This is a genomic window from Moraxella cuniculi, assembly GCF_900637105.1.
Lineage (GTDB): Bacteria > Pseudomonadota > Gammaproteobacteria > Pseudomonadales > Moraxellaceae > Moraxella > Moraxella cuniculi.
Genome location: NZ_LR134343.1, coordinates 1,801,700 through 1,825,973 on the forward strand (window position 1 = coordinate 1,801,700; position 24,274 = coordinate 1,825,973).

Annotated in this window: 17 protein-coding genes and 2 tRNA genes; 11 read left to right on the forward strand and 8 right to left on the reverse strand. The window is 44.1% G+C overall.

The window, feature by feature from the left end; all coding sequences use genetic code 11:
* Positions 1-295: 295 nt before the first annotated feature.
* Positions 296-985 (forward strand): MiaE family protein, encoded by a 690-nt coding sequence (locus EL162_RS08155; RefSeq protein WP_227516547.1) that lies wholly within the window; start codon positions 296-298, stop codon positions 983-985.
* A 377-nt stretch (positions 986-1,362) separates the two neighbouring features.
* Here the strand turns inward: EL162_RS08155 and EL162_RS08160 are convergent, their stop codons facing one another.
* From EL162_RS08160 to EL162_RS08170, 3 genes are all read right to left on the reverse strand, one after another.
* Entirely contained in the window at positions 1,363-3,345 is a 1,983-nt protein-coding gene (locus EL162_RS08160; RefSeq protein ID WP_126331366.1) for an iron ABC transporter permease, read from the reverse strand.
* A gap of 225 nt (positions 3,346-3,570) precedes the next feature.
* Complete coding sequence (locus EL162_RS08165) at positions 3,571-4,524, reverse strand: TroA family protein (protein ID WP_126331367.1); 954 nt, start codon at positions 4,522-4,524, stop codon at positions 3,571-3,573.
* 38 nt (positions 4,525-4,562) lie between these two features.
* Positions 4,563-5,324, reverse strand: a complete 762-nt coding sequence (locus EL162_RS08170) for an ABC transporter ATP-binding protein (RefSeq protein ID WP_078310009.1) — start codon at positions 5,322-5,324, stop codon at positions 4,563-4,565.
* A gap of 297 nt (positions 5,325-5,621) precedes the next feature.
* Here EL162_RS08170 and EL162_RS08175 point away from each other — a divergent pair, with 297 nt between their 5' ends.
* Together EL162_RS08175 and EL162_RS08180 are read left to right on the forward strand one after the other, a co-directional pair.
* On the forward strand, positions 5,622-7,796 hold the full coding sequence (locus EL162_RS08175; RefSeq protein ID WP_126331368.1) for a TonB-dependent receptor: 2,175 nt from the start codon (positions 5,622-5,624) through the stop codon (positions 7,794-7,796).
* An 80-nt stretch (positions 7,797-7,876) separates the two neighbouring features.
* Entirely contained in the window at positions 7,877-9,490 is a 1,614-nt protein-coding gene (locus tag EL162_RS08180) for a multidrug ABC transporter permease/ATP-binding protein (RefSeq protein WP_078310006.1), read from the forward strand.
* Between the two features lie 72 nt (positions 9,491-9,562).
* Here the strand turns inward: EL162_RS08180 and metH are convergent, their stop codons facing one another.
* Complete coding sequence (gene metH / locus EL162_RS08185; protein ID WP_126331369.1) at positions 9,563-13,324, reverse strand: methionine synthase; 3,762 nt, start codon at positions 13,322-13,324, stop codon at positions 9,563-9,565.
* A gap of 212 nt (positions 13,325-13,536) precedes the next feature.
* Here metH and truD point away from each other — a divergent pair, with 212 nt between their 5' ends.
* Positions 13,537-14,685, forward strand: coding sequence for a tRNA pseudouridine(13) synthase TruD (gene truD / locus EL162_RS08190; protein WP_126331370.1), 1,149 nt, complete (start codon positions 13,537-13,539; stop codon positions 14,683-14,685).
* A gap of 27 nt (positions 14,686-14,712) precedes the next feature.
* On the opposite strand, the gene EL162_RS10040 is transcribed toward truD, so the two are convergent.
* Together EL162_RS10040 and EL162_RS08195 are read right to left on the reverse strand one after the other, a co-directional pair.
* Positions 14,713-14,880: a hypothetical protein gene (locus EL162_RS10040; RefSeq protein WP_170161438.1), complete on the reverse strand. Its 168-nt coding sequence runs from the start codon at positions 14,878-14,880 to the stop codon at positions 14,713-14,715.
* 121 nt (positions 14,881-15,001) lie between these two features.
* A complete protein-coding gene (locus EL162_RS08195; protein WP_126331371.1) occupies positions 15,002-16,291 on the reverse strand; it encodes an adenylosuccinate synthase in 1,290 nt (429 codons plus the stop codon).
* Positions 16,292-16,843: 552 nt separating this feature from the next.
* Between EL162_RS08195 and EL162_RS08200 the strand changes: the two genes are divergently transcribed.
* Positions 16,844-18,103: a magnesium and cobalt transport protein CorA gene (locus EL162_RS08200; protein ID WP_375537699.1), complete on the forward strand. Its 1,260-nt coding sequence runs from the start codon at positions 16,844-16,846 to the stop codon at positions 18,101-18,103.
* 43 nt (positions 18,104-18,146) lie between these two features.
* On the opposite strand, the gene EL162_RS08205 is transcribed toward EL162_RS08200, so the two are convergent.
* Both EL162_RS08205 and EL162_RS08210 read right to left on the reverse strand, forming a co-directional pair.
* Positions 18,147-18,437: a YeaC family protein gene (locus EL162_RS08205; RefSeq protein ID WP_076555082.1), complete on the reverse strand. Its 291-nt coding sequence runs from the start codon at positions 18,435-18,437 to the stop codon at positions 18,147-18,149.
* A gap of 7 nt (positions 18,438-18,444) precedes the next feature.
* Positions 18,445-19,419: an NAD(+) kinase gene (locus EL162_RS08210; protein WP_076555095.1), complete on the reverse strand. Its 975-nt coding sequence runs from the start codon at positions 19,417-19,419 to the stop codon at positions 18,445-18,447.
* Between the two features lie 277 nt (positions 19,420-19,696).
* Between EL162_RS08210 and EL162_RS08215 the strand changes: the two genes are divergently transcribed.
* The 6 genes from EL162_RS08215 (at position 19,697) to EL162_RS08235 (ending at position 24,148) form a co-directional block, all read left to right on the forward strand.
* A complete protein-coding gene (locus tag EL162_RS08215) occupies positions 19,697-20,419 on the forward strand; it encodes a Bax inhibitor-1/YccA family protein (RefSeq protein ID WP_126331372.1) in 723 nt (240 codons plus the stop codon).
* Between the two features lie 179 nt (positions 20,420-20,598).
* On the forward strand, positions 20,599-20,982 hold the full coding sequence (locus EL162_RS10325; protein WP_259772320.1) for a TonB-dependent receptor plug domain-containing protein: 384 nt from the start codon (positions 20,599-20,601) through the stop codon (positions 20,980-20,982).
* A 17-nt stretch (positions 20,983-20,999) separates the two neighbouring features.
* Positions 21,000-22,943: a TonB-dependent hemoglobin/transferrin/lactoferrin family receptor gene (locus EL162_RS08220; protein WP_259772321.1), complete on the forward strand. Its 1,944-nt coding sequence runs from the start codon at positions 21,000-21,002 to the stop codon at positions 22,941-22,943.
* A 68-nt stretch (positions 22,944-23,011) separates the two neighbouring features.
* Complete coding sequence (locus EL162_RS08225; protein ID WP_126331373.1) at positions 23,012-23,593, forward strand: biliverdin-producing heme oxygenase; 582 nt, start codon at positions 23,012-23,014, stop codon at positions 23,591-23,593.
* A gap of 398 nt (positions 23,594-23,991) precedes the next feature.
* Positions 23,992-24,067: transfer RNA gene (locus EL162_RS08230), tRNA-Val, on the forward strand.
* Positions 24,068-24,071: 4 nt separating this feature from the next.
* Positions 24,072-24,148 (forward strand) — tRNA-Asp (locus tag EL162_RS08235).
* The last annotated feature ends 126 nt before the right edge of the window (positions 24,149-24,274 follow it).

Below are 24,274 nucleotides of genomic sequence, written 5' to 3' on the forward strand. Positions count from 1 at the left end.
AAAATTTCACCAATTGGCGAATTTTTCTGAAATTTATCACAAAATTGAGGTATTTTTAGCGATATTTTTGGCAGTTTTTGGCAAATTTTTATAACTTGTTACAAACTATCCGATGCCATAGCTTGACAATTAAGTAAAACTTTCGGCAAATATCAGCGGTATTTTTTGATATTAACAGATAAATGTTACGCCATCATGACAAATGTTTTTGGCGAATTATCACACTGGCACGATACCACTTGGGTGCCGTTATGGTATAATAAAACCACAATAACAATAGGTATAACACATGGCAATGACCGATATTACACACGAAGATGACTTGAGCGTCATCACCACTGGCACACGCACGCCAACAGACATCAGCCATATTCATGAATTTTTGGGCTGTCGCACTTCGCCAGCGTGGCTTGCTGTCGCCAAAGACAATCTACCCTTGCTGCTACAAGACCACGCCAACTGTGAAAAAAAGGCGGCTGGCACAGCGATGAATTTGATTTTTCGTTATGAATTTCATCGCTCATTACAAGAAAAACTGGCACAACTGGTGCGTGAAGAAATGCTGCACTATGAACAGGTGCTTAGTCTAATGAAACAAAGAGGCATCAACTGGCATTATCTGCCTGCTGGTCGCTACGCCAAGGGGCTGCTCAAGCACAAACGCACGCATGAGCCTGCAGCCATGACTGATGTACTGATTATCGGTGCTTTTATTGAGGCTCGCTCTTGTGAGCGGTTTGCCGCCCTGTCCGAGGTGATTGATGATGAAAAACTGGCACGATATTATAAATATCTGCTAAAGTCAGAAAGTCGCCATTATGAAGATTATCTGGCATTGGCACGCTCCATCACCGATGAGAGTATCGATGAACGAGTAGCGTTTTTTCGCGAAGTAGAAAAAGAACTGATTGACTCACCAGACAGCGAGCTAAGGTTCCATAGTGGTGTACCTGATGAGACATTGCTTGCCAGTATCACAGCATAAACCCAAGAAAGCTTAGGTATTTTGTTTTAATTACCCAGCATTTACACAACCAACACCACCCTGCCAGAAATTCAAGCAAGGGTGGTTTTGGTTTATGCTACTGCAGCTTTTTGACTTTTGATAAATCATCGCAATCAATGATATGCTGATAAATACACTAATATGACAAGATAAATTAAGGCAATTGGCAACAATGGCAAAAAATTCTCGAAACCAACCACCTGATTGTAACATCGCCCTTGATCCATCCTTGGAATACATGGGCGAAAACAAGGGTGGTTAAATATTTATTTACTGTTTTTATTATAAAAATAAAATTAACCCCATGTTGTCAAGATTATTTAAATGCTCTTTGTTTTATGTGTTTTATCATTCGCTTATCTATTTTTTATCATCAAATAAATAAAATACACACCGCCGATTAAACTTGCAATCACACCCATAGAGATCTCATAAGGAAAAATCAGATAGCGACCCAAATAATCCGCCAAAACCATCATTACCGCCCCAAGCAGTGCTGCCAGCGGCAGCTGCTCGCGCAGTCGCACCGCACCTAGCGACTGTGCCAAATGCGGAATCATCAAACCAACAAAACTCAAAGGGCCGACCGCCAAAGTGGCAGCCGAACTCATGAGTGCCACCAATGTCAGCACAACCAGCTGATAAAATTTCAGACTTACACCCAAACTTGTGGCGACATCATCACTTAAGCTGATGATTTGTAAGGGTTTGGTAATCAAATAAGCTACCACAAATAACAGCACTGATAAGAAAATCAGCCACATACCACTATCAAGACTGGCATAATAAGTCGTGCCAGCCAGCCAAGAGAGTATGGCCTGGATTCGCATATCACCAGCAAGTTTAATGACAGCAAGAATACTGCTGGTAAATGCCGAAATGGCAATACCCACAAGTAACAAATGCACAGGGCTAAGATATTTGGCCAAAATGAACAATAAAGCACAAACAAGCAATGCTCCCAATGTGCCGCCGATAATCAGCACGCCAATATCGGCAGCCAAACCCATCATCGGTGCCAATACAAACATCACCACCACACCTAACGCAGCAGCCGAGCTAATCCCCAGCACTTCAGGGCTTGCCATGGAGTTTTTGGTTAAGGCTTGTAAAATCACACCAGCACAGGACAATAGCACCCCTGTTGCCATCGCAAATAGTGTACGAGATAAACGAAATTCTTCAATAAATGCCCAATTCATGATGAGTAAGCTGCCCAGCTGACTTTGTCTCGGCATAATCAATAACGCCATCATCAGCACCGCAATCAATAGCAGCACATATCGCCACCAAACAATTTTGCGTGGCAGCAACTTTTTGGCATTGCTATGCTCTAAGCTATGTTTTTGAGATTTGATGATCAAATAAATAATTAACAACGATCCAAAAATGCCCGTAATCACCCCCTCGGGGAGTAAAAAAGCAAGCTGGCTGCGTAGCAGTGCGGTAGCATTTTGAGCAATAAGCAATAATAGTGCACCGTAGCCAAAGCCTGACCACAGACGATGAGCCAGGCGGCTGCCTGACAGCATATTTGCCAAGGTCGCTGCCCCAAGCCCTACAAAACTTAGCATACCTAACTGACTGACAACACTAGCAACCATCAGTGCTGCCATGACAAGCACGCCACCTTGCACGGCTTTAACTGGTACACCAAGGCTGGCTGCCTGCTCTTCGTCTAGGCTGACAATCACCAGTGAGCGATACATAAACATAAGCACACACAGCGAAAAAATCAGCACGCCTGCCAAAAGCCACACGCCTGAATAGCCGCTTTGTAGCACTGAGCCTGCACCCCACAACATAACCGACAGTGCTGCTTCTGAATAAAACACCGTCAAAAACGCCGCCACAGATGAAAATAAGATATTTACCACCAAGCCTGACAGCACCAAGGTGTTTGCCTGCATACCACCTTTTTTTGCCATCAAAAAAACAAGCAAAAGGCTGAATAAAGCACCAATAAAACACAGTCCAAATTCACCAAAGACAAAAGCGGTGCTTGGTAAAAATAAAGTAGCCAAAAGCAGTGACATATTCGCCCCTGCACCCACAGACAGCGTGGTGTCTGATACCAAAGGGTTTTTTATCAGCTGCTGCAATAAAACACTGGCAAGCCCAAGCACCCCACCTGCCAAGATTGCCATCAGCATGGTTGGGACGATTTGTAGCTGTGTCGCCATTTGTGCCAATGATAATGTATCTGGCGGTATAACCAACCAAACAAGTGGCAAGCTCCACAGTCTATTGATTAAAAAAACACTGCTTAATACCGCAATCGTCAGCATGGATAGTACAAGCAAATGGTGCGACACTGGTTTGAGATATCTGTCATTCATGATGGGCTTGGCTAGTATTTTCACTGTTTGAAATTGATTATATTTTTTAAACCACAATACTAATCTGAATCAATACTGGTTTAATGGTATATCAATCGGCATCTTGCTGGTGCTTGGACTGATTTTTAATCGTTACTTATCTGCTTTAATTTGCTTTATTTTACTCATCTTAACTACCAGCGTTTTATCTGCCAATATTGGACATAAAAAGCAAAGCATTTATTTTCATGACGATACGCCCATCAGTACCACCCCATCTAAGCGCTTGGCAAAGCTATATAAAGAAGGTATACCGCCATACATCCAAATCGGCTCAAGCACACCCATGCAGCGAGTTTTCCCAAAGCCTAAACGCTGCCAAATGGCATTATTTTGCAAATTTTGTTGTAAAATTGCACTATAAGGCTTAACAACAAGCAAGCAGCTATCCTTGGGCAACTTCGCCAAATCATTCAGTGTAATCGGCACAAAACCCCACTGATTACTTTGACCCATTATTACCAGCGACAGCCCCATCTGCTTAGTTGCTGGATAAAAAATACTACTTTGACCATATAGTCGTAAATTATTTTCATCAACAAACTGCACAACAGCAAGCGAGCGAATACTTGGGTTTCTTTGAGTAAATCGCTCGCCAATCGCCCGTATCTCATCTTTGGTACGCGTAATATAAATTTGTGCCTGTGCTTGCTTATTTACTGTTTTAGCAATCTGCCAAGTTGCCCTAGCAAAGCCATCCCAAGTAGCCATCGTCTCTTGACTATTAAAATCCACCGTAGTCAGCGAGATGTTTTTATACTGTGGGCGGATTTGAGCATAAAACTCGGTATCAATGACTTGTTCAATCAATCCTTGCTCTACAAGCCGAGCTAACAACTCGCTATTTGGTGTAAATCGTAAGCCCAAATCAATTACTTGCTTGGGCAAGGCAGGCTCAGCCACCCATTCATCATAATTGCGCACCTCACCAATTGCCACAGGTATAATATCCAGTGCCAAAAGATTCATTGCTACTCCCCAGTCGGGTGTCATCACCTTAATCGGTTGTGTATCATTTAGTGCAGTTGGCGTTTGAGCATTGTTTTGAGTGCTTTCTTGGGTATTTGTATGGGTATTTTTATTAATGTCAGGCGATTTATCAGCATTTGGTGTGCAGGCAGATAATAAAAATACAGTCATTAGCACGCCAATTTTTAGGAATTTTGATACAGCATTGATCATAACACTGCCACGCTTTGACCGTTTGGGTGGGTTAATAAAGTAAAATCTACCTCAAAAATATGTCGCAAAGCCGTCTGATTCATCGTTTCGTTCACACTTGCTTGGTGACAGATTTTACCACGCTTTAAAGCGATAAATTCATCACAATATCGTGCTGCCAAATTGATATCATGGATAATCAGCACGATACCGATGTTTTGTTCTTTGGCTAATTTTTGAATCAACTCAAGCACTTGTACTTGATAAACAATATCTAAGGGAGCTAAGGGCTCATCTAATAATAAAAACGGTGTTTGCTGAGCTATGCACATAGCAAGCCAAACTCGCGTTTTTTGACCGCCTGAAAGCATATCAACACTTTTATCCAAGAGCGTCCGACTGTCCGTTTGATCAATCGCCCAATCAACCATTTTCTTATCATGATCATTGGCTTTTTGTAGCCATTTTTGGTGCGGATGGCGACCAAGCATGACCAGTTCTCGAACACAAAATCCTTGAGCTTCCGGCAATTTTTGTGGCAGATAAGCGATATTTTGAGCAATTTGCTTGCGTGTGTATTTGCCAAGTGGCTGACTGTCTATGTATATCCGCCCAGAGGTTGGCAAAGTTTGTGCAGACAGTGCTTTAATCAAAGTTGATTTTCCTGAGCCATTATGCCCAATTAGTGCATAAACTTTACCACGCTCAATGCAAATATTGACATCATCAATCAGAGTTTTATTATCTCTGATAATACTAAGATTTTGAGTATATAGCATAATAATTTATGATGGCGACACGGTCAGATGGGCTAATTTTTATTTAATTTTAATAAAATTGCTGGCAGGCTGGTTTTTAGAGTAATTTTATAAAAATAAAATAATAATAGACGAAAAAATGATTATCAATTATAATATCACACTCATAATGACAAATCAATCGCTTTGTTTTTGATGTCATTTTCCTTAATCACAACCTGATAAAAACAAATCGTCATACTTGTGCCCCAAAAGCTCATATTGTTATGATTTTATCATCATCTTGTGGTTTTTATTTCCATTTTTATTGGATTTTTTATGCAAAAAACTCTGTTAAATACCGCAATCGGAGCCGTGCTATTTAGCACTTCTGCTCCAGTGCTGGCAAATACAACGCCTGACCAAAACATACCCTCTGTTACGCTTGCTACCGAAATAGTAGTGGTTAGTGCTGACGCTTCTAGTTCTGGTTTAAAGCCTGCTTACGCTGGTGGTCAAATCGCCAAAGGCAGTCGCGTGGGCATCCTAGGCAACAAAGACTATATGGATACGCCGTTTTCAGCCACAGCCTACACACAAAATTACATCAAAGACAAACAAGCCAACAGTGTTGGTGATGTACTCAAAAATGACCCAACCGTTACCGTCGCTCGTGGCTATGGTAATTTTCAAGAAGCCTACTTGATGCGTGGTTTTGTAACTTATTCTGACGACACCATGTACAATGGCTTGTATGGTATCTTGCCACGCCAATACACTTCAAGCGAAATGTTTGAACGCATTGAGTTGCAACGCGGTGCATCTACAGCATTAAACGGCATCTCACCTGGTGGTGCAAACACAGGTGGCACCATTACTTTGCTGCCAAAACGAGCAAGCAATAACCCAAAACGCGAGGTGAGTGTCGCCTATCAAACCGATAGTCAAGTAAAAATCTCCACCGATATTGGTCGACGCTTTGGTGAAAACAACCAATTTGGCGTGCGTACCAATGTCGCTGTTGCTAAGGGTGATGGTGTAGTCAAAAATGAAGAGAAAAAACTTGGCTTGGCGACCGTTGGCTTAGATTATCGCGGTAAAAACACTCGCTTATCAGCAGATGTCGGTTATCAAGATATTACCGATACTGCCAAAAGAAGCAGTGTTGATGTCAATCAAGCTGGCAAAATCCCAAATCCTGTCGATGCCAATACCAACTGGAGTCAGCCGTGGACAAATACACGCTCCAAAGATCTGTTTGCCACCGTGCGAGCTGAACAAGATTTGAGTGAAAACATGACCGCCTATGCCGCTTATGGTTTTCGCAACGGTAAAGAGTACAATGTGCTTGGCGGCGGCTTTTTATACATGAATGACAAAGCCAGCAATGACGGCAGTGCCTATTACACCAGTTTTGACAACAATCGTGAAGACAATGTGCAAACAGGCGAGTTAGGTTTAAAGGGGCGTTTTTATACTGGCAAGCTAAGCCATGACTGGACAGTAGTTGCCAATACCTATCGCCATGACGAAAAAAATGCTACCGTTTGGGACTGGCAAAATCGTCAAGCCACCAATATCTACAACCCTGTTTTAAGCGAACAAAAACCACAGCTATCGACAAGCGTATGGCAAAGTGGCGATTTAAACAACCCAGCGAAAACCGCCAAAACCAAACTTGATAGCGTGGCAATCGCCAATACCGTCTCGGCATTAAACGGTAATCTACAGGCAACGCTAGGGGCTCGCTATCAACAAATCCAATCCGAAGATATCACTTGGCAAACGATGTATGATGATAAAAAAATCTCACCAGTTGCTGCCATCAATTATCGTTTTAGCGATTGGTCTGTTTTTGTCAATTATAGTGAAAAACTCACCGCAGGCAAACAGGTGAAAATCGATCAACGCAGCCTAATGCTCAAACCTTATGTCTCTAAACAAAGTGAGGTTGGCATGAAATATGATGGTGGTAATATCGGTGCAACCTTTGCCATCTTCAACATCAAAGAGCCAAGAGCTGCCTTGGCCAATGGCACGGTTGATACAGCTGGAAATAATGTCCATCAAGGCGTTGAGATCTTAGTCTTTGGTCGCCCTGCCGAAAACCTACGCTTGATATCCGGCATGACTTTACTTGATGCCAAACAAAAAAATACAAACGATGCTTTTGATGGCAAGCAAGTCATTGGTACAGCACGCTTGCGTGCCACAGCAGGGGTGGAATATGAGGTTAAAGCGGTCGATGGCTTAAGCCTAACAGGTGATATCGCCTATACCGATTCACGCTATGCCAATGCCGACAACAGCCTAAAAGTTGGTGATTACACTCTATTAAACCTAGGGGCAAGCTATCGCACAAACCTTGGCAATACAGACGTTACCCTGCGTGGTACAGTTGAAAATGCCACCAATAAAAAACACTGGGCATCAGTCGGTGGCTACCCTGGTCAAGGCTATTTGGTCGCTGGTGAACCACGCACTCTTAAACTGTCGGCAACTTTTGGTTTTTAACCCAATACGCCTACCATAAAAGGAACTGGGCAATCTCCCAGTTCTTTTTCTTTATTTCCATCAAATTTAACTTGATACCAATGATAAAAACCACTTCTTTGACAAGCATTATTTTAACACACAACCGAAAACTGCTTGCCTTATCCGTACTGCTAAACCTATTGGCAGCAGCTGTCAGCATGGGGGTGATTGCTTTTATTAATACACGCCTACTTGGCAATACAGCATTGACCTGGCATAGTCTACCTATGTTTTTATTACTCATTATGGTTTTGCTTGGTATGACTTTTTTATCACAATACACTCTAACTTACCTAGGGCATCAATTTGTGTATCAGATGCGGCGTGATTTGGTAGCTCAAATTTTAGGCACTTGTGCTGAGCAGCTGGAGCAGACAGGCAATAGTCGGATTTTAGCAAGTTTATCAAATGACATTCGCTCATTAAACATGGCATTTGTCCGCCTGCCAGAGCTGGTATATGGCGTGGTTTTTGTTTTATCTGCCAGCTTATATTTGGCGTCTTTATCATGGCAGCTGTTTATTATTATCACTGTATGGATTTTTTTGGTGGTTTTTGTTAGCCTTAAACTGGTTGATCGTGTGTATCATTTTTTGGGCAAACTTCGGCGTACTGACGATTTATTATACCAAGATTATCAAACCATGCTGACCGCCAGCCATCAGCTTAAGCTTAATGACAAACGAGCCAATGCTGTTTTTGAGCAATTTGATCTGCATGCACAACAATTTCGCCAAACTATCATTCAAGCAGACACACATCATCTATCGGCAATTAACTGGTCAAATATCATGATGTTTGCAGGTATTGGTGTTGTACTTGTCATTGCCAATGTATATCAGATCACCGATATACAAACCGCCACCACTTTCGCACTGACGATTTTGTTTTTACAGGCTCCGCTACTAAGTGCAGTTGGTGCTTATCCTGTGTACCAAGCTGCCAATGTGGCACTGACAAGCATTCATCGACTAAAACTAAGCGATCTGCCCTTTAGCACCCATGCAAAACAAACAATCCACCACAACTGGCAGAAAATCCGCTTTGATGGTGTCAGCTATCGCTATGCTGATGGGGATTTTAGTATCCAAAACGCCAGTTTTTATTTGCAGCGTGGCGAAGTGGTATTTTTGGTGGGCGAAAACGGTTCTGGCAAATCCACCCTTGCCAAAGTGCTTACTGGACTGTATCGTCCCACCACAGGACAAATCCGAGTGGATGATCAGGTCATCACAACAGATAATTTGCCAGCCTATCAGCAGCTATTCACCGCCATTTTTGGCGATTTTTATCTGTTTGATGAAATTTTTTGTGATGATAAAACAATCATTGACGAATGGCTTGATTTACTGCAAATGCAGCACAAGCTACAAATTGATGGCAGCATCATCACAAACACCGAGCTGTCAGCAGGTCAAAAAAAGCGTGCAGCACTGTTATTGGCAGTCACCGATAACAAACCTGTGTTGTTGCTTGATGAATGGGCAGCAGACCAAGATCCGCACTATCGCCGTGTTTTTTATGAAAAAATCATCACACGCCTAAAACAGCTAGGCTTTACTCTCTTTGTCATCAGTCATGATGATCGCTATTTTAAATACGCCGATCGGATATTGAAAATGGATCAAGGCAAATTGATAGAAATGGATAAAGCAGCTGTTTTAACTGACTGATTATCTGGCAAGAGCCACCCTGCTGTCAAAGCGAGGGTGGTTTTGTGATAAAATACACCAAGGCTACATGATTTATAAATTCGGATTGAGCCATTTTTCGGCAGTTTTTATATCCCAACCCTTACGCCGTGCATAATCCTCCAGCTGATCGCGGCTGATTTTGCCAACATTAAAATAAGTGCTGTCAGGGTGGCTATAATAAAAACCCGATACCGATGAAGGCGGCCACATGGCATAGCTTTCGGTAAGATAGGTGCCGATGACATTGGTCGTATCAAGCCAGTCAAACAGCTTGCCCTTTTCGGTATGCTCAGGACAAGCAGGATAGCCCGGAGCTGGACGGATGCCGATGTATTTTTCACGAATCAAATCTTCGTTGCTTAGGCTTTCTTGTGCTTGATAGCCCCAGTATTCTTTGCGAACCAGCTCGTGGAGTTTTTCGGCAAAACTCTCCGCAAAGCGATCGCACACCGCCTGCACCATGATGGCGTTATAATCATCGCCTTTTGCCTTGTACTCATTTGCCAGCTCTTCGGCACCAAAGATAGATACCGTAAAACCGCCCAAATAATCATTACCCTCTGGTGAAATAAAGTCAGCAAGACTGTAGTTGGGCTTGCCTGTTACCTTATCAGACTGCTGCCGCAAATGCTCAAAATGATACGCCTCATTGCCCTGCTCATCATATACCGCAACTGTATCAGGGGCGATGCGGCGGGCTTTTTCAAGGCGGATAACTGCTTTGGCAACCACCAGTTTTTCTTTAATAAATCGTTCAATGGTCGCTTGGGCATTGGCAAATAGCTCTTTTGCCTCTTCGCCCACCACTTCATCATCAAAAATCTTCGGATACTTACCCACCAGACCCCATGAAATAAAAAACGGCGTCCAGTCAATATACGGCAGCAGCTCGCTAAGCGGATAATCCTCAAAGACAATCTGCCCCATCTTGGCTGGCACTGGCGGCGTATAACTCTGCCAATCAAAGGCAAAAGCCTCCTCAATTGACTGCTGATAGCTAAGTTTTGCCCCCTTGGGCTTACGATTGGCAAGTCGCTCTCGCACTTCGGCATATTCGGCACGGATTTGGCTGACGAATTCCGCCTTTTTATCTTTTGATAATAAAGTTGTTGCCACGCCCACCGCACGGCTGGCATCTGAGGTATAGACAACAATATCGTTTTGGTAATTTGGCTCAATCTTTACCGCCGTGTGTGCCTTGGAAGTTGTCGCACCACCAATCATCAAGGGCAAATGAAAGCCCTGCTCTTGCATTTGTTTGGCGACATAGACCATCTCATCAAGGCTTGGAGTAATCAGCCCTGACAGACCAATGATATCAACATTTTCACGCTTGGCAGTTTCCAAAATCGTCTCGCACGGCACCATCACGCCCAAATCAATGATTTCATAGCCATTACAGCCCAAAACTACGCCAACGATATTTTTGCCAATGTCATGCACATCGCCTTTTACTGTTGCCAGTAACATTTTGCCCTTGGATTCGCCTGCGACTTTTTCTGCTTCAATATATGGATTGAGCCAAGCCACTGCCTGTTTCATCACACGAGCAGATTTTACCACCTGTGGCAAAAACATCTTGCCCGCTCCGAACAAATCCCCCACCACATTCATGCCGTCCATCAGCGGCCCTTCGATGACATCGAGCGGACGAGGGTATTTTTGGCGAGCCTCTTCGGTATCTTCGTCAATATAAGTGGTAATGCCCTTCACCAAGGCGTATTCAATGCGTTTTTCCACCGATTCTTCACGCCACGACAGGTCGGCACCGCCTGATTTGGCTTGGCTGCCTGAGTGATAATTTTCGGCAACTTCCAGAAGTTTTTCGGTGGCTTCATTATTTTTATTATTGCGGTTTAAGATAACATCTTCGATGGCATCACGAGCAGCAGGGTCAATCTCATCATACAACTCAAGCATGGCAGGATTGACAATACCCATTGTCATGCCGTTATTGATGGCATGGTACAAAAACACCGCATGGATTGCCTCGCGAATTGGGTTGCCACGGAAACTAAACGACACATTGGACACGCCCCCTGATACCATGGCATTGGGTAAATTTTTGGTAATCCAGCCCGTTGCATTGATAAAATCTACACCGTAGTTATTATGCTCCTCAATCCCTGTTGCCACCGCAAAGATATTTGGGTCAAAGATAATATCCTCGCTTGGAAAACCCACCTCATCAACCAAAATATCATAGCTGCGTTTACAAATTTCTATCTTGCGTGCTTCGGTGTCTGCCTGCCCCACCTCATCAAACGCCATGACAATCACCGCCGCCCCAAATCGCATACATAGGCGAGCTTTTTCAACAAACTCATCATAGCCCTCTTTGAGCGAAATTGAATTGACAATCGGTTTGCCTTGTGTGCATTTTAACCCTGCCTCAATCACTTCCCATTTTGATGAGTCAATCATCAAAGGCACACGGCTAATATCAGGCTCTGAGGCAATTAGATTGACAAAATGAATCATCGCCTGCTTGCTGTCAAGCATCGCCTCATCCATGTTAATATCAACAACCTGTGCCCCGCCCTCTACTTGGTCTCTGGCAACATCGAGTGCCTCGCTGTATTCTTCGTTTTTAATAAGGCGTAAGAATTTTTTTGAACCTGTTACATTGGTACGCTCACCAACATTAACAAACAAGCTATCACGCGTGATATTAAACGCCTCAAGTCCTGATAAGCGACAAGCTGGCTGATATGCTGGCAAATCACGAGGGGCAAAATCAGCAATCATCTCAACCATCGTGCGGATATGTTCAGGCGTTGTACCGCAGCAGCCACCGATGATATTGACAATCCCCGAGCGTGCAAAATCTTGCACCATTGTCGCTGTCTCAATGGCTGTTTCGTCATATTCACCAAATTCATTTGGCAAACCTGCATTGGGGTGAGCCGATACAAAAGTCTCGCAGACATCAGACAGTGCCTTGATATGCGGCTTGAGTGCATCTGCACCCAATGCACAGTTAAAGCCTATCGAAATCGGCTTGGCGTGTCGCACCGAATTATAAAAAGCCTCTGCCGTCTGACCAGACAGCGTCCGCCCCGAAGCATCGGTAATGGTGCCACTGATCATAATCGGCAACTCAAAACCAATCTGCTCAAACACCCCCGTTACCGCAAAAATCGCCGCCTTGGCATTGAGCGTATCAAACACCGTCTCAATCAAAATAATATCAGCACCGCCTTCGATGAGTGCCAGCGTACTTTCGGTATAATTATCAACCAGCTCATCAAAGCTGACATTACGAAAGGCAGGGTCATTGACATCAGGAGAGATGGAGCAAGTGCGAGAAGTCGGCCCGATAACCCCAGCGACAAAGCGAGGCTTGTTGGGAGTTTTGGCGTTGTATTCATCACAGGCTAGGCGTGCCAATCGTGCTGCTTCGCGGTTAATCTCATAGGTCAGAGGCTCCATGTGATAATCCGCCATTGAGATTTGTGTGCCATTAAAGCTGTTGGTCTCAATGATATCCGCCCCAGCTTCCAGATAGCTTTTGTGAATGGCAGTGATGATATCAGGCTGAGTTAGCACCAATAAATCGTTATTTCCCTTGACATCGTTCGTAATATTGGCAAAACGCTCGCCACGGTAATCACTTTCGGTCAATTTATAATTTTGAATCTCCGTCCCCATTGCCCCATCAAGGAACAAGATTCGTTCAGCAAGTAGCTTGCTTAGGCGTGCCTTGTTGCCAGCTTGTACATCACGATATACAAACTCACCCTGTGGCGTGCGGATAAAATTGTCAGGATTGTGCGGTTTGTGGACGGTGTTATTATTACTTGCAACGCTCATATCAAATCCAAATAAAATAAAATCCACTTATTATAACAGCTTTTGTGTATCAAATAAGCCTTTTTGGCAAATTATCAAGCCAGCCATCATGGTGATAATCTATACGCCTTGTCGCATGACAGTGTAGCATGACTTGCTCGATAACAAACAAAGGTTGGGCAAAATCATCAATAATGCTATACTAAGCAAATTGTCATTTTGGTAAATCTACAATGATGCAGCTACCCATACCCTACAGCCGCCCCATCAGCTCAGCACAGCTAAAAGTTGATGCAGCCGATTTCATCGTCCGAGAATTGCTTGAGATTGACCACAGTCAAAATGGCGAGCATTATTGGATTTATCTGAGCAAAACCAATCTAAACACTGCCTATGTCGCTCACCTACTTTCACAATGGGCGGGCGTGCCGATTCGTGATATCGGGTATTCTGGGCTAAAAGACCGCCACGCCATCACCTATCAATGGTTCAGCATTCGTCTGCCTCACAAGCAACTGCCAGAGGTTAGCTTTGAGCAATTTGCCAGCACCAAGCTTCATGATGGCGAAAGCGTGCAAATCATCGATGACAATTGGCATCATCGCAAACTCAATCGTGGTACGCACAAGCACAATCAGTTCAGCATTCGCCTAAGGCAACTACAAGGCGACAAAACCGCCATTGATGAAGCCTTGGGCAAAATCGCCACTTGTGGCGTGCCGAATTACTTTGGTTTGCAGCGTTTTGGTCATCAAGGCAATAATTTGCCAAAAACCCAGCAGTTTTTTGATAAGTTGCTATCAAGCCCACACGCCTATCGCCCCAACAAAAAATTTGCCGAACGAGATGGGTTAATGATTTCCACCGCTCGCAGTATTTTGTTTAATGCCATGCTTGCCAGCCGTGTACAAGATGGCACATGGAATCAAGCCATCAAAGGCGATGTGCTTAACCTTAGCGGCACAGGCTCAATCTTTGAGCAAGATGACACGCCAAGTGGCGATATCATCAGCCGCATACAATCGGCAGACATTCACCCCACTGCTCCGTTGTATGGTGTTGGAACGCCACGCCATACCGCTGATGCACAGCAAAAATATGCCGCCGTACTTGGACAAAGTGAACTGGAAATTTATCAACAAGGATTAATAAAAATACAAGCAAAACTGAGCTATCGACCGCTAAGAATGATGGTGCGTGATTTGACTTGGTTGATACAGGGTGATGAATTGCAGCTGAACTTTATCCTGCCCAAAGGTAGCTTTGCCACCGTTGTGCTGGCAGCATTGGTGGTGGATTTGCAAGAGAATGCCGCCCATGAAGCAGACAATAAAACACGGTCAGCGTCAGTGCCTAACCGTGTTAAAAGCTGTCCCTTATGATGATTTGTCATCAAAAAGAACAGTTATTTATCTTTTAAACATATCCGCTTGGCGGTTTTTCTTGACATACTCAATCATACAATCACGAAGCAACTGGCTGGCAGTGCGATTATTGTCTCGTGCTGCTTGCTTAAACTGTTCTACCAGATTTTTGTCCACACGCATATTAAAGGTGGTTTGCTCATTATGATTCATCAACTTCTCCAGTTGTTATCAATTCATCGGGCGATTTGGGCAATATACCAAAGGCATATCCACCAAAATCAGGCATAAATCCAACCAACTGTCAGACTTATGCCACTTGCACACTCAAGAGTTAGGCATCATAAGGGTCGCGAAGTACGATGGTCTCATCACGATCAGGGCCTGTAGAGATGATATCAACAGGACAACCCACCAATTGCTCAATGCGTTTGATATAAGCCTGTGCATTGACTGGCAACTGCTCAAACTTGGTGATACCGATGGTTGATTCGCTCCAGCCTGCCATGGTTTCATAAACTGGTGTTACTTTTTCATAATATTCAGCATCATACGCACCAGCACACTCGCCTGCAGGCACTTGATAATCGGTGCAGATATGAATTTCTGAAAGTCCATCAAGCACATCAAGTTTGGTCAAGCAAATACCGCTCATGGAGTTTAGCACCACTGCACGGCGTAAGCTGACTGCATCAAACCAACCACAGCGGCGGGCACGACCTGTCGTTGCTCCGAATTCATGCCCCACTTTGGCAAGATGTGCACCCACATCATCAAACAGCTCAGTCGGAAATGGCCCAGAGCCAACTCGCGTTGTGTAAGCCTTGGTAATGCCCAGCACATAATCCAAATACAACGGCCCAAGCCCTGTGCCAGTAGATACGCCGCCTGCAGTGGTATTTGAACTGGTTACAAACGGATAGGTGCCATGATCAATGTCCAATAGCGTGCCTTGAGCACCTTCAAACATCAAATTCTCACCTTGTTCACGGCGTGTTTGTAACTCTTGGGTTACATCAACCACCAAGTTTTTTAACTCAGCTGCCCACGCTTGGCACAATGCCAATGTTTGCTCATAATCAATGGCATCTACCTGATAATACTGCGTCAATGCAAAATTATGGTATTCCAAAATGTTTTTTAGTTTTTCTGGCAAATCACTGCGGAATAAATCCGCCACTTTTAAGGCACGGCGTGCGACTTTGTCCTCATAAGCAGGTCCGATACCGCGACCAGTTGTGCCAATTTTATCATTACCACGCTTAATCTCGCGTGCCTGATCCAATGCCACATGATAAGGCATAATCAATGGGCAAGCAGCCGAGATACGCAAGCGTTCACGCACAGGCACGCCCTTGTCAATCAGGCCATTCATCTCTTTTAACAAGGCATCAGGAGCAAGCACCACGCCATTGCCAATAAAGCAAGTTACCCCTTCACGCAAAATGCCTGATGGAATCAGGTGCAGTACGGTTTTTTCGCCGCCAACAACCAGCGTATGACCTGCATTATGTCCGCCCTGAAAGCGTGCCACAGCGGTGGCTTTTTCGGTCAGCAAATCAACAATTTTGCCCTTACCTTCATCACCCCACTGACTGCCCAGCACCACGACATTTTTACCCATAGCGTTTCCTTAAAACAAAAATAAACTTAAAAATCTATCAAAAAATTATAAATAAACAGTCAAGCCCGCTCAATCAACTGGCAAAATACACCAAAACTTAGCCACCCAAATCCAGCCCATCTATTATCATAACCATATAGTGCAGTGTATTATTAAGGTTTATTAATAAATAAGCAACAGATAATCAGATGATATGCTACAGTCAAACTTAACCAAATTTTAATAATAAAAGCTCACAATACAAACCTAAGCCACTTGCCCAAATGCAATCATCGATAGATTGGGCTGTATGAAACAAAGCCTGTGATATCATCGTGAGAATTTTCCTATTTAGTTTATCACACCCTGCCAACCTTGCAAGGTAAATTTGCAAAAAATTTATGATTTTAAGAAAATTCACCCCACAACCATGCCAAAGCACCACAAAAACAAAGGTTGGCCAAAGCACACACCAAGAAAACAGATGAAATTTTGCCAGATTGTTGCTATAATAATAAATTTATGCTCATGTTGGCACGCCTAAGCTAATTGGCACACAATCGGAGGGTTTTGATGACACAGCGTATCGATGAAAATCACCACGCAAGCAATAAGGCTTTGGCTTTTGAAGAATCAGAACCTACCCAAGCCGAACTGTTTGACACGCTTGATATCACCAAAGATGGCAGCGACAAGGACGATGAATCCATCGAGAGTCTGCACGATACCCAAGACAGCTATATCTACGGCGATGCTGATGCCACCGACCAAGACACCATCGAGACGATGACTGTCTATGATCCTGATGCCGACCGCCTTGAAGATATCGAGCAATCAGGTGATAATGAGACCATTGTCTGCTATGCCTATTCACGCAAAACAGGCGAGCCGATTGAGCCGCTTGCCATCGAAGATGTCAGCCGTGCCCTGACCAATAACAACCAGTTTATTTGGCTTGGGCTTTATGATCCCAGTCTTGAGACAGTGCAAGAGGTGCAAGATGCGTTTGATTTGCACGAATTGGCACTCGAAGATGCTTTTGCCGATCATCAACGCCCAAAGGTCGAAAGCTATGGCAACGATACCATCTTTGTGGTGGTGCGTACCGCCAAACTGGAAGACAACCAAATCCGCTATGGCACAACTGCGATTTTTATGGGCAAAAATTTCATCATCAGTGTGCGTCGTGGTGCCTCCAACTCCTACAGCCCTGTGCGTGAGCATTGTCATCGCCGCCCTGAAAAACTGCGACTGGGCCCAATTTTTGTCCTGCACGCCATCTTGGACTTTATTGTTGATAACTATCTACCAATCACCGACCGTTTGGGCAACTATCTGCGTGAACAAGAACGCAATATTTTCTCGCATGAATTTAGTAAGTCCACCCTAAAAAGCCTCTATGAGCTTAAGTCGCAATTGGTGCATATGCGTGCGGTCATTCTGCCTGTGCAAGATGTATGTAACTTTTTTATTAATCACAAAAAAAATGAGCTGATTTCGGCTTTTCCTGCTGCAGCCAAGCCGTATTTTCGCGATGTGAACGATCATCTGCTACGCTCGATTGATGCCGTCAATGGGCTTAACGAAATGCTGTCGGTCGCCATGGATACTTATATGGCGATGGTAACCATGGGGCAAAACGATGTGGTGCGTAAACTTGCCGCTTGGGCAGGTATCGCCGCCGTACCCACTGCGGTTGCTGGTATTTATGGCATGAATTTTGAATTTATGCCTGAATTGCAGATCAAATATGCTTATTTTGTTGTTGTCGGTGCAGTGCTGGCAGTGTGTTTGTTTTTGTATGCCAAATTCAGAAAAGCTGGCTGGTTGTAACCCAGCCATTTTATTTTGGATAATTAACCACAAAATCTACTGCTTAATTTTTAAACACAACCACTTGCTCTTGGTGCGGATAGTGATGATCATGCTCAACATCGCATGCCTCGCCTGCCACCGTGCCATCATCTTTTACTGGACGATGGATATAGCCTGTGCGTTCAGAAACTGGCAAATACTCATGCTCCCAAACCATCACCGCCTGCATACAAGTGGCTCGCTGAGCATCTGTCAATCGCTCACCATTTTCCCAGCGACCAATTTCGATGGCGGTGCGGAATTTTTCAACAATTTCTGGTGTTAAGCTGTTTAAAATATCTTGTTTATTCATAATTAACCTATTTATCTAATGAAAATTCCTCGCTGTACACATTCCATTTTAATTTGGTGCGACAGGCTTCATAAAAACTATAACTCTCTGGGTGTAGTAGCAGCAGCGTCTTGTCATGCTTGGCAATCAGCAGCGTCTGGGCATTATCCAGTGGTGCCGATGCCTTACCATCAGCCCCTACCATCGGCTGTGTGCGGTTATCCTTGTGAATATTGATGGCAATTTGGCTACTTCCCGGCACCACCAATGGACGACTTGAAAGTGTGTGCGGGTGCATTGGCACAAGGCAAATCGCATCTAGCGTTGGGTGAATGATCGGCCCTCCTGCTGACAAGGCATAAGCAGTAGAGCCTGTTGGTGTCGCTACAATCAGCCCATCAGCGTGCTGACGATACACATCATGCTGGTTAATTGTCAGCTTAAAATCAATCGTATGCACCGACTTACCTGCGTGCAATACAATATCGTTTAATGCCACATCTTCATGAATCACCTGAGTGCTTGGCGTGCCATCTTCATGATTTTGTACAATCTGAAATTTTAATAAAAATCGCTCAACCAGCCAATATCGCCCATCTAGCACCTGCCCGACTTTTTCGGTAAGCTCATCAGGATTGACATCAGCCAAAAATCCCAGCCGTCCTCGATTGATGCCCAAGACAGGCACATCAGTTCCAGCCAGCACAGAGGCAGCTTGTAGCATTGAGCCATCACCGCCAACCACGATGACCAAATCACAATGCTCGCCCATTTTTTGTCGTGGCACTATCTTTAGCTGCACGCCATCAATGCGATCAAAATCAATCATCATGCCCTCAATCGCCGCCGTCTCAGTATCAATAATGACTGATAAATGACGCGACTTTAGTAGCACAATCAGCTCATTGAGCGTCTCAACGATACTTGACTTGCCTGCACGCCCCATGACACCGATGCGATGAAATGGCGGTCTTTTTGGGTGATTATTCGTAAAATTTGACATGATACCACTTCTTATAAATGTGTGCCTATCATACCCAAAAACACCGCCCAACACAACCTGCAATGCACTTTTGCCCCTTGTTAAGCCAACAAAAAAGAACAAAAGGCTGACTGTGCTTTTTATTGCCAATACACATTTTACACCTTTGCAATAGCCAAACACACAAGTAGCCTTGACAAATTTCAATAAATTCACGATAATCTTAACCATCACAGTGATTATGCGCAAACCATGCCATTGCTAGCAGTGGCATATTTACCAAAATTAAGGAAATATTATGGCAAATCCAATTATCAGTCGCACCGAACTCGCCACAGGCGTGGTTGCCATGAGTGTGCGAGGCGTTGTCGCCAAAAGTGCTTTTTTGTTAAGTTTGGCTGCCCTTTCGGGGTTTGGCGTATTTTTGTACGCCCTATCGGTTGGCATTTCTTCATCAATGCTGCACACGATGGCGATTGTCTCGGTCTTTGCAGGCATGGGTCTTGGGCTTATCAGTGCCTTTAAGCCACAATTTGCCAAAGCACTTGCTGTGCCTTATGCACTCACCGAAGGCGTATTGCTTGGCTCGATTAGCTTAATCATGTACCGCATTTATCCAACCGTACCGCTATCGGCATTATCAGCAACCTTTATTACCGCTGCCGTCATGCTAACTTTGTATGTAACAGGCGTGATAAAAGTTACCGAAAAATTCCGCTCCATCATCACCTCAGCGGTTATTGCCATCGGTATTTTGTACCTTGTTCAGCTTGGTTTTCGCCTATTTGGCTCAAGCCTGCCATTATTGTTTGATGGCGGCATGGTGGCAATTGGCTTTAGTGTTTTTGTTACTTTAATCGCCTCATTTAGCCTATTGCTTGATTTTGACAATGTTGAAAAAGGCGTGGCATTCGGCATTGACAAGCACTATGAATGGGTATATAGCATTGGTATTTTATCAACACTGGTGTGGATGTACATTGAGTTTTTGCGTTTGATTGGTTATTTGCAAAACGATTAAACCATATCCCATCTGACAACCCTGTATTCGTACAGGGTTTTTATTTTTATCAGAAAATTAAACGAAAAAATGTTGCCAAAATAAACAAGATTTGTTATTATTTGAAAATAAATGATAATCTTTATCATTACTATTTTTATCTTGATAGTGAAATTTTAATTCAAGGATTGGTAATTATTATGAAACCATCATCGCTAAAACTCTCGCCACTTGTGTTTGGTATATTAACCGCCACAACAGGTTTTGCCAACACCACCCAACCTACCACCGTGCCAAGCGTGCAGCTTAGCAAAACCGTCGTCATTGCCAAACGCAACAAAGCCACCAACACAGAATCGCTTGGTCGTGATGAGCTTGATAATAACATGGTGCGTGATGTGCGTGATTTGGTACGCTACTCCACCGATGTCGGCATTGCTGACAATGGTCGCCACCTAAAAGGCTTTGCCATGCGTGGCGTTGAGGGCAACCGAGTCGGCATTAGCATTGATGGTGTCAATCTGCCAGATTCCGAAGAAAACACCCTGTATGCTCGCTATGGCAATTTTATCCATCTCGGCTAAGCATTGATACAGAGCTTGTGCATAATATCAGCCTTGAAAAAGGAGCGAATTCTTTTAATTCAGGCAGCGGTTCATTGGGCGGCACGGTACAATACCGCACGCTTGATGCTGGCGATATTTTAACTGGCGATGATACATTTGGAGGCATCGTTCGCACAGGATATGCCAGCAAAAATCGTGAATGGACGCACACCATCGGCACCGCCTACCAAAATGACAACTTCGAAGCACTGGCACTGTACTCACAGCGTCAAGGTCATGAGCTAAAAAGCCGTGGCGAAGGCAACTTGACACTGGGCAGCGAAAGCCAACGCCCAGACCCTGCCACACACAAAAACCGCAGTTATCTGGCAAAACTGGCATGGCAAATCACACCAAATCATCGAATTGGTGCCAGCATTAATGGGCAAAATGGCAAAAACTACACCGATGAACGCTCTTATATGCTGCTGTCCTCTATGTGGCGTGAGGCTGATGATAGACAAAAACGCACCAACAGCAACCTGTTTTATGAATACAGCCCACCAAGCGATTGGCTTGCCAAGTTGCGTGTTGATTACGACAAACAAAAAACCGATTTATCGGCGATTAATTATAAAGGCACGCACCCTTATGATTGGCGAACCAACACCCAATCTGCCGAGAAAAATTTAGACGAAATTTTTGACCGCCGTATGCAGACCGACTTTGACCGCCTGAGTTTGCGTGCTGATTTTCAGCCCTTTGGCAGTACCATTGGTGAGCATACTCTCTCTACCAAAGCCTATGTGGCACGCCGCGACTTTAAAAACATCAACAATGACCGTGGCGGTGTTGGCACAAATTACGCCTACCAAAATACCTATACCATTCAGTATCCGATGCGTACTGAGCAGCTTGGCATCTCTATCAAAGACAGTGTGCGTCTTACTGAACGGCTGTCAGCCGCTGCAGGCTTACGATACGACCAAGAGACCATCAAACCCCAAGAGCTAAATGCTGCATGCAGTCAGGCTTGCACCAGTGAAGGCAAACCTGATGGCAAGACTTTTAAGGTTGCCAGTGGTTTTGCAGGGGTTAATTGGCAATTTAGCCCAGCTTGGAAAACAGGCTATCAAATCAGCACAGGCTACCGTGTGCCAACCGCCTCAGAGATGTATTTTACCTTCAAAAATCCATACGGCACTTGGAAATCAAACCCAGAGCTTAAGCCCGAAAAAAGCCTAAGCCACAGTTTATCTTTGCAAGGTTATAATAACAAGGGGTTGCTTGATTTGGGACTGTACACCTCTTCATATCGAGACTTTTTGTCCGAACAGACCAGTTTGATTGTGCAACAAGAATATGGTCGTACCTATCAAACTCCGATGAATCAAACAGTCAATATTGACAAAGCTCGCATCTCTGGACTGGAATTGCAAACTAAGCTGAACTTGGATCAAATCTTTCCTGTAGCCAAAGGCTGGAAATTTTATGGCTCATTAGGCTACAGTCGTGGTAAACTATCCACAGGCAATAGCTTATTGTCAATCCAACCCATAAAAGGTATCGTCGGCATTGATTACGAAGCACCAACAGGCAAATGGGGTGTCTTTAATCGCCTTAGTTATTTGGGTGCAAAAAAAGCAAATGATGCCAAAGTTGAGGACATCAAAAGCCGCTGCCTTGCTTATGAATTTGACTGGTGGACTGGCGAAAATGTCTGCAATCGTACCGAATTGTACAAAGAGACCATTACCGCACCTTATTTGAACAAATCCGCTCAAGTATTTGATATTTTTGGTTTTTATAAACCAACAGAGCGTGCCACTGTTCGTGCTGGCGTTTATAATGTATTTGACCGCAAATATCATACTTGGGACGCATTGCGTGGCATTAACAGCTACGGCACAACCAACACGGTTGATAGACAGGGCAAAGGCTTAGAACGCTTCTATGCACCTGGTTGCAACTTTGCCGTATCGCTTGAATATAAATTTTAACCCGCAGTGGCAGGCTTGCAGCCCAAGCCACAAGCCTGCCCAAACCCACTCACCAAAGGAGAGCATACATGAGTGATTTAACTTTTGCTGATAAGCTAAAAGAACAAACCCGCACCGTGCATGACAGTGTGGATAATTTGGTAATGTCAGTTAAGCCTTTTGACAGCAAAGAAAACTACATTAATTTTTTAAAACTGCAATCCGTCTTTCATCGCATTGTTGATGATATTTATAAAGACACCACCCTAAACCAAGCCATCAACGATTTGGCACAAATGGCTCGCTATGATGCCGTGCTGGTGGATTTGGCGGATTTGGGACAGGCGAAATATCAGTTTGCCGAGCCTTTGCCAAAACCCACTGGCAATCAAGCCATCGGCTGGTTGTACTGTGCCGAGGGTTCAAATATCGGTGCGGCATTTTTATTCAAAGATGCCAAAGAAAAGCTCGGATTTGACGAAAAATTTGCCGCCCGCCATCTGGACGCACACCCTGACGGTCGTGGCAAGCATTGGAAGGCGTTTCGCGAACACTTAAACAACCTAAATCTTGATGAAAATGCCCAAAATGAAGCCATCGCTGGTGCGATTGATGCTTTTGAATTTTATAAGGCAACATTGCGTCAAATTTTTCATCAAGCCCAAGCATAACCACCCACCCGATCGCACCATGTTTGGCAGCCGCTCAGGCACAATATTTTCGCTTGGGTAAAAACCATCTGGTCGGTTTTGTATGATTATACAGGGTGATTATTGCACCAACCTTATTGCCAAACTGGATTTTTCCAGCTTGGCAATTTTATGTGCTGCTTTATTGCGTTTATTTGGCCTAAAATTAAGATAATTAAATCCTTTAAATTTCAACAAGTTACGAACTTTATCAACAAAAATACCAAATTTTCCCCAAAAAAAGTTTGACAGTTGATAAATTTCGTATATAATACGCACCACAAAGACGATGAACAAGGCGAAAATCAAGTTCTTTAAAGTTTTTGAAAATGTTACTTAAAATGCGATACCTTGACACAGTATCATAAAAAAGCATTTTAGGGTGGTTAGCTCAGTTGGTAGAGCATCTGCCTTACAAGCAGAGGGTCAGCGGTTCGATCCCGTTACCACCCACCACTTAGCAGCGGTAGTTCAGTTGGTTAGAATACCGGCCTGTCACGCCGGGGGTCGCGGGTTCGAGCCCCGTCCGCTGCGCCATTTTTAGTGTGGCTTTTATTAGCTTTTCACTTTCTCCCCAAGTCTCCCCTGTCTTGGGGATTTTTTCTTGTCAAAACATCGGTTTTTGGCAAGCAGCAACTGCCAATTTACACCATCTCATCAAGG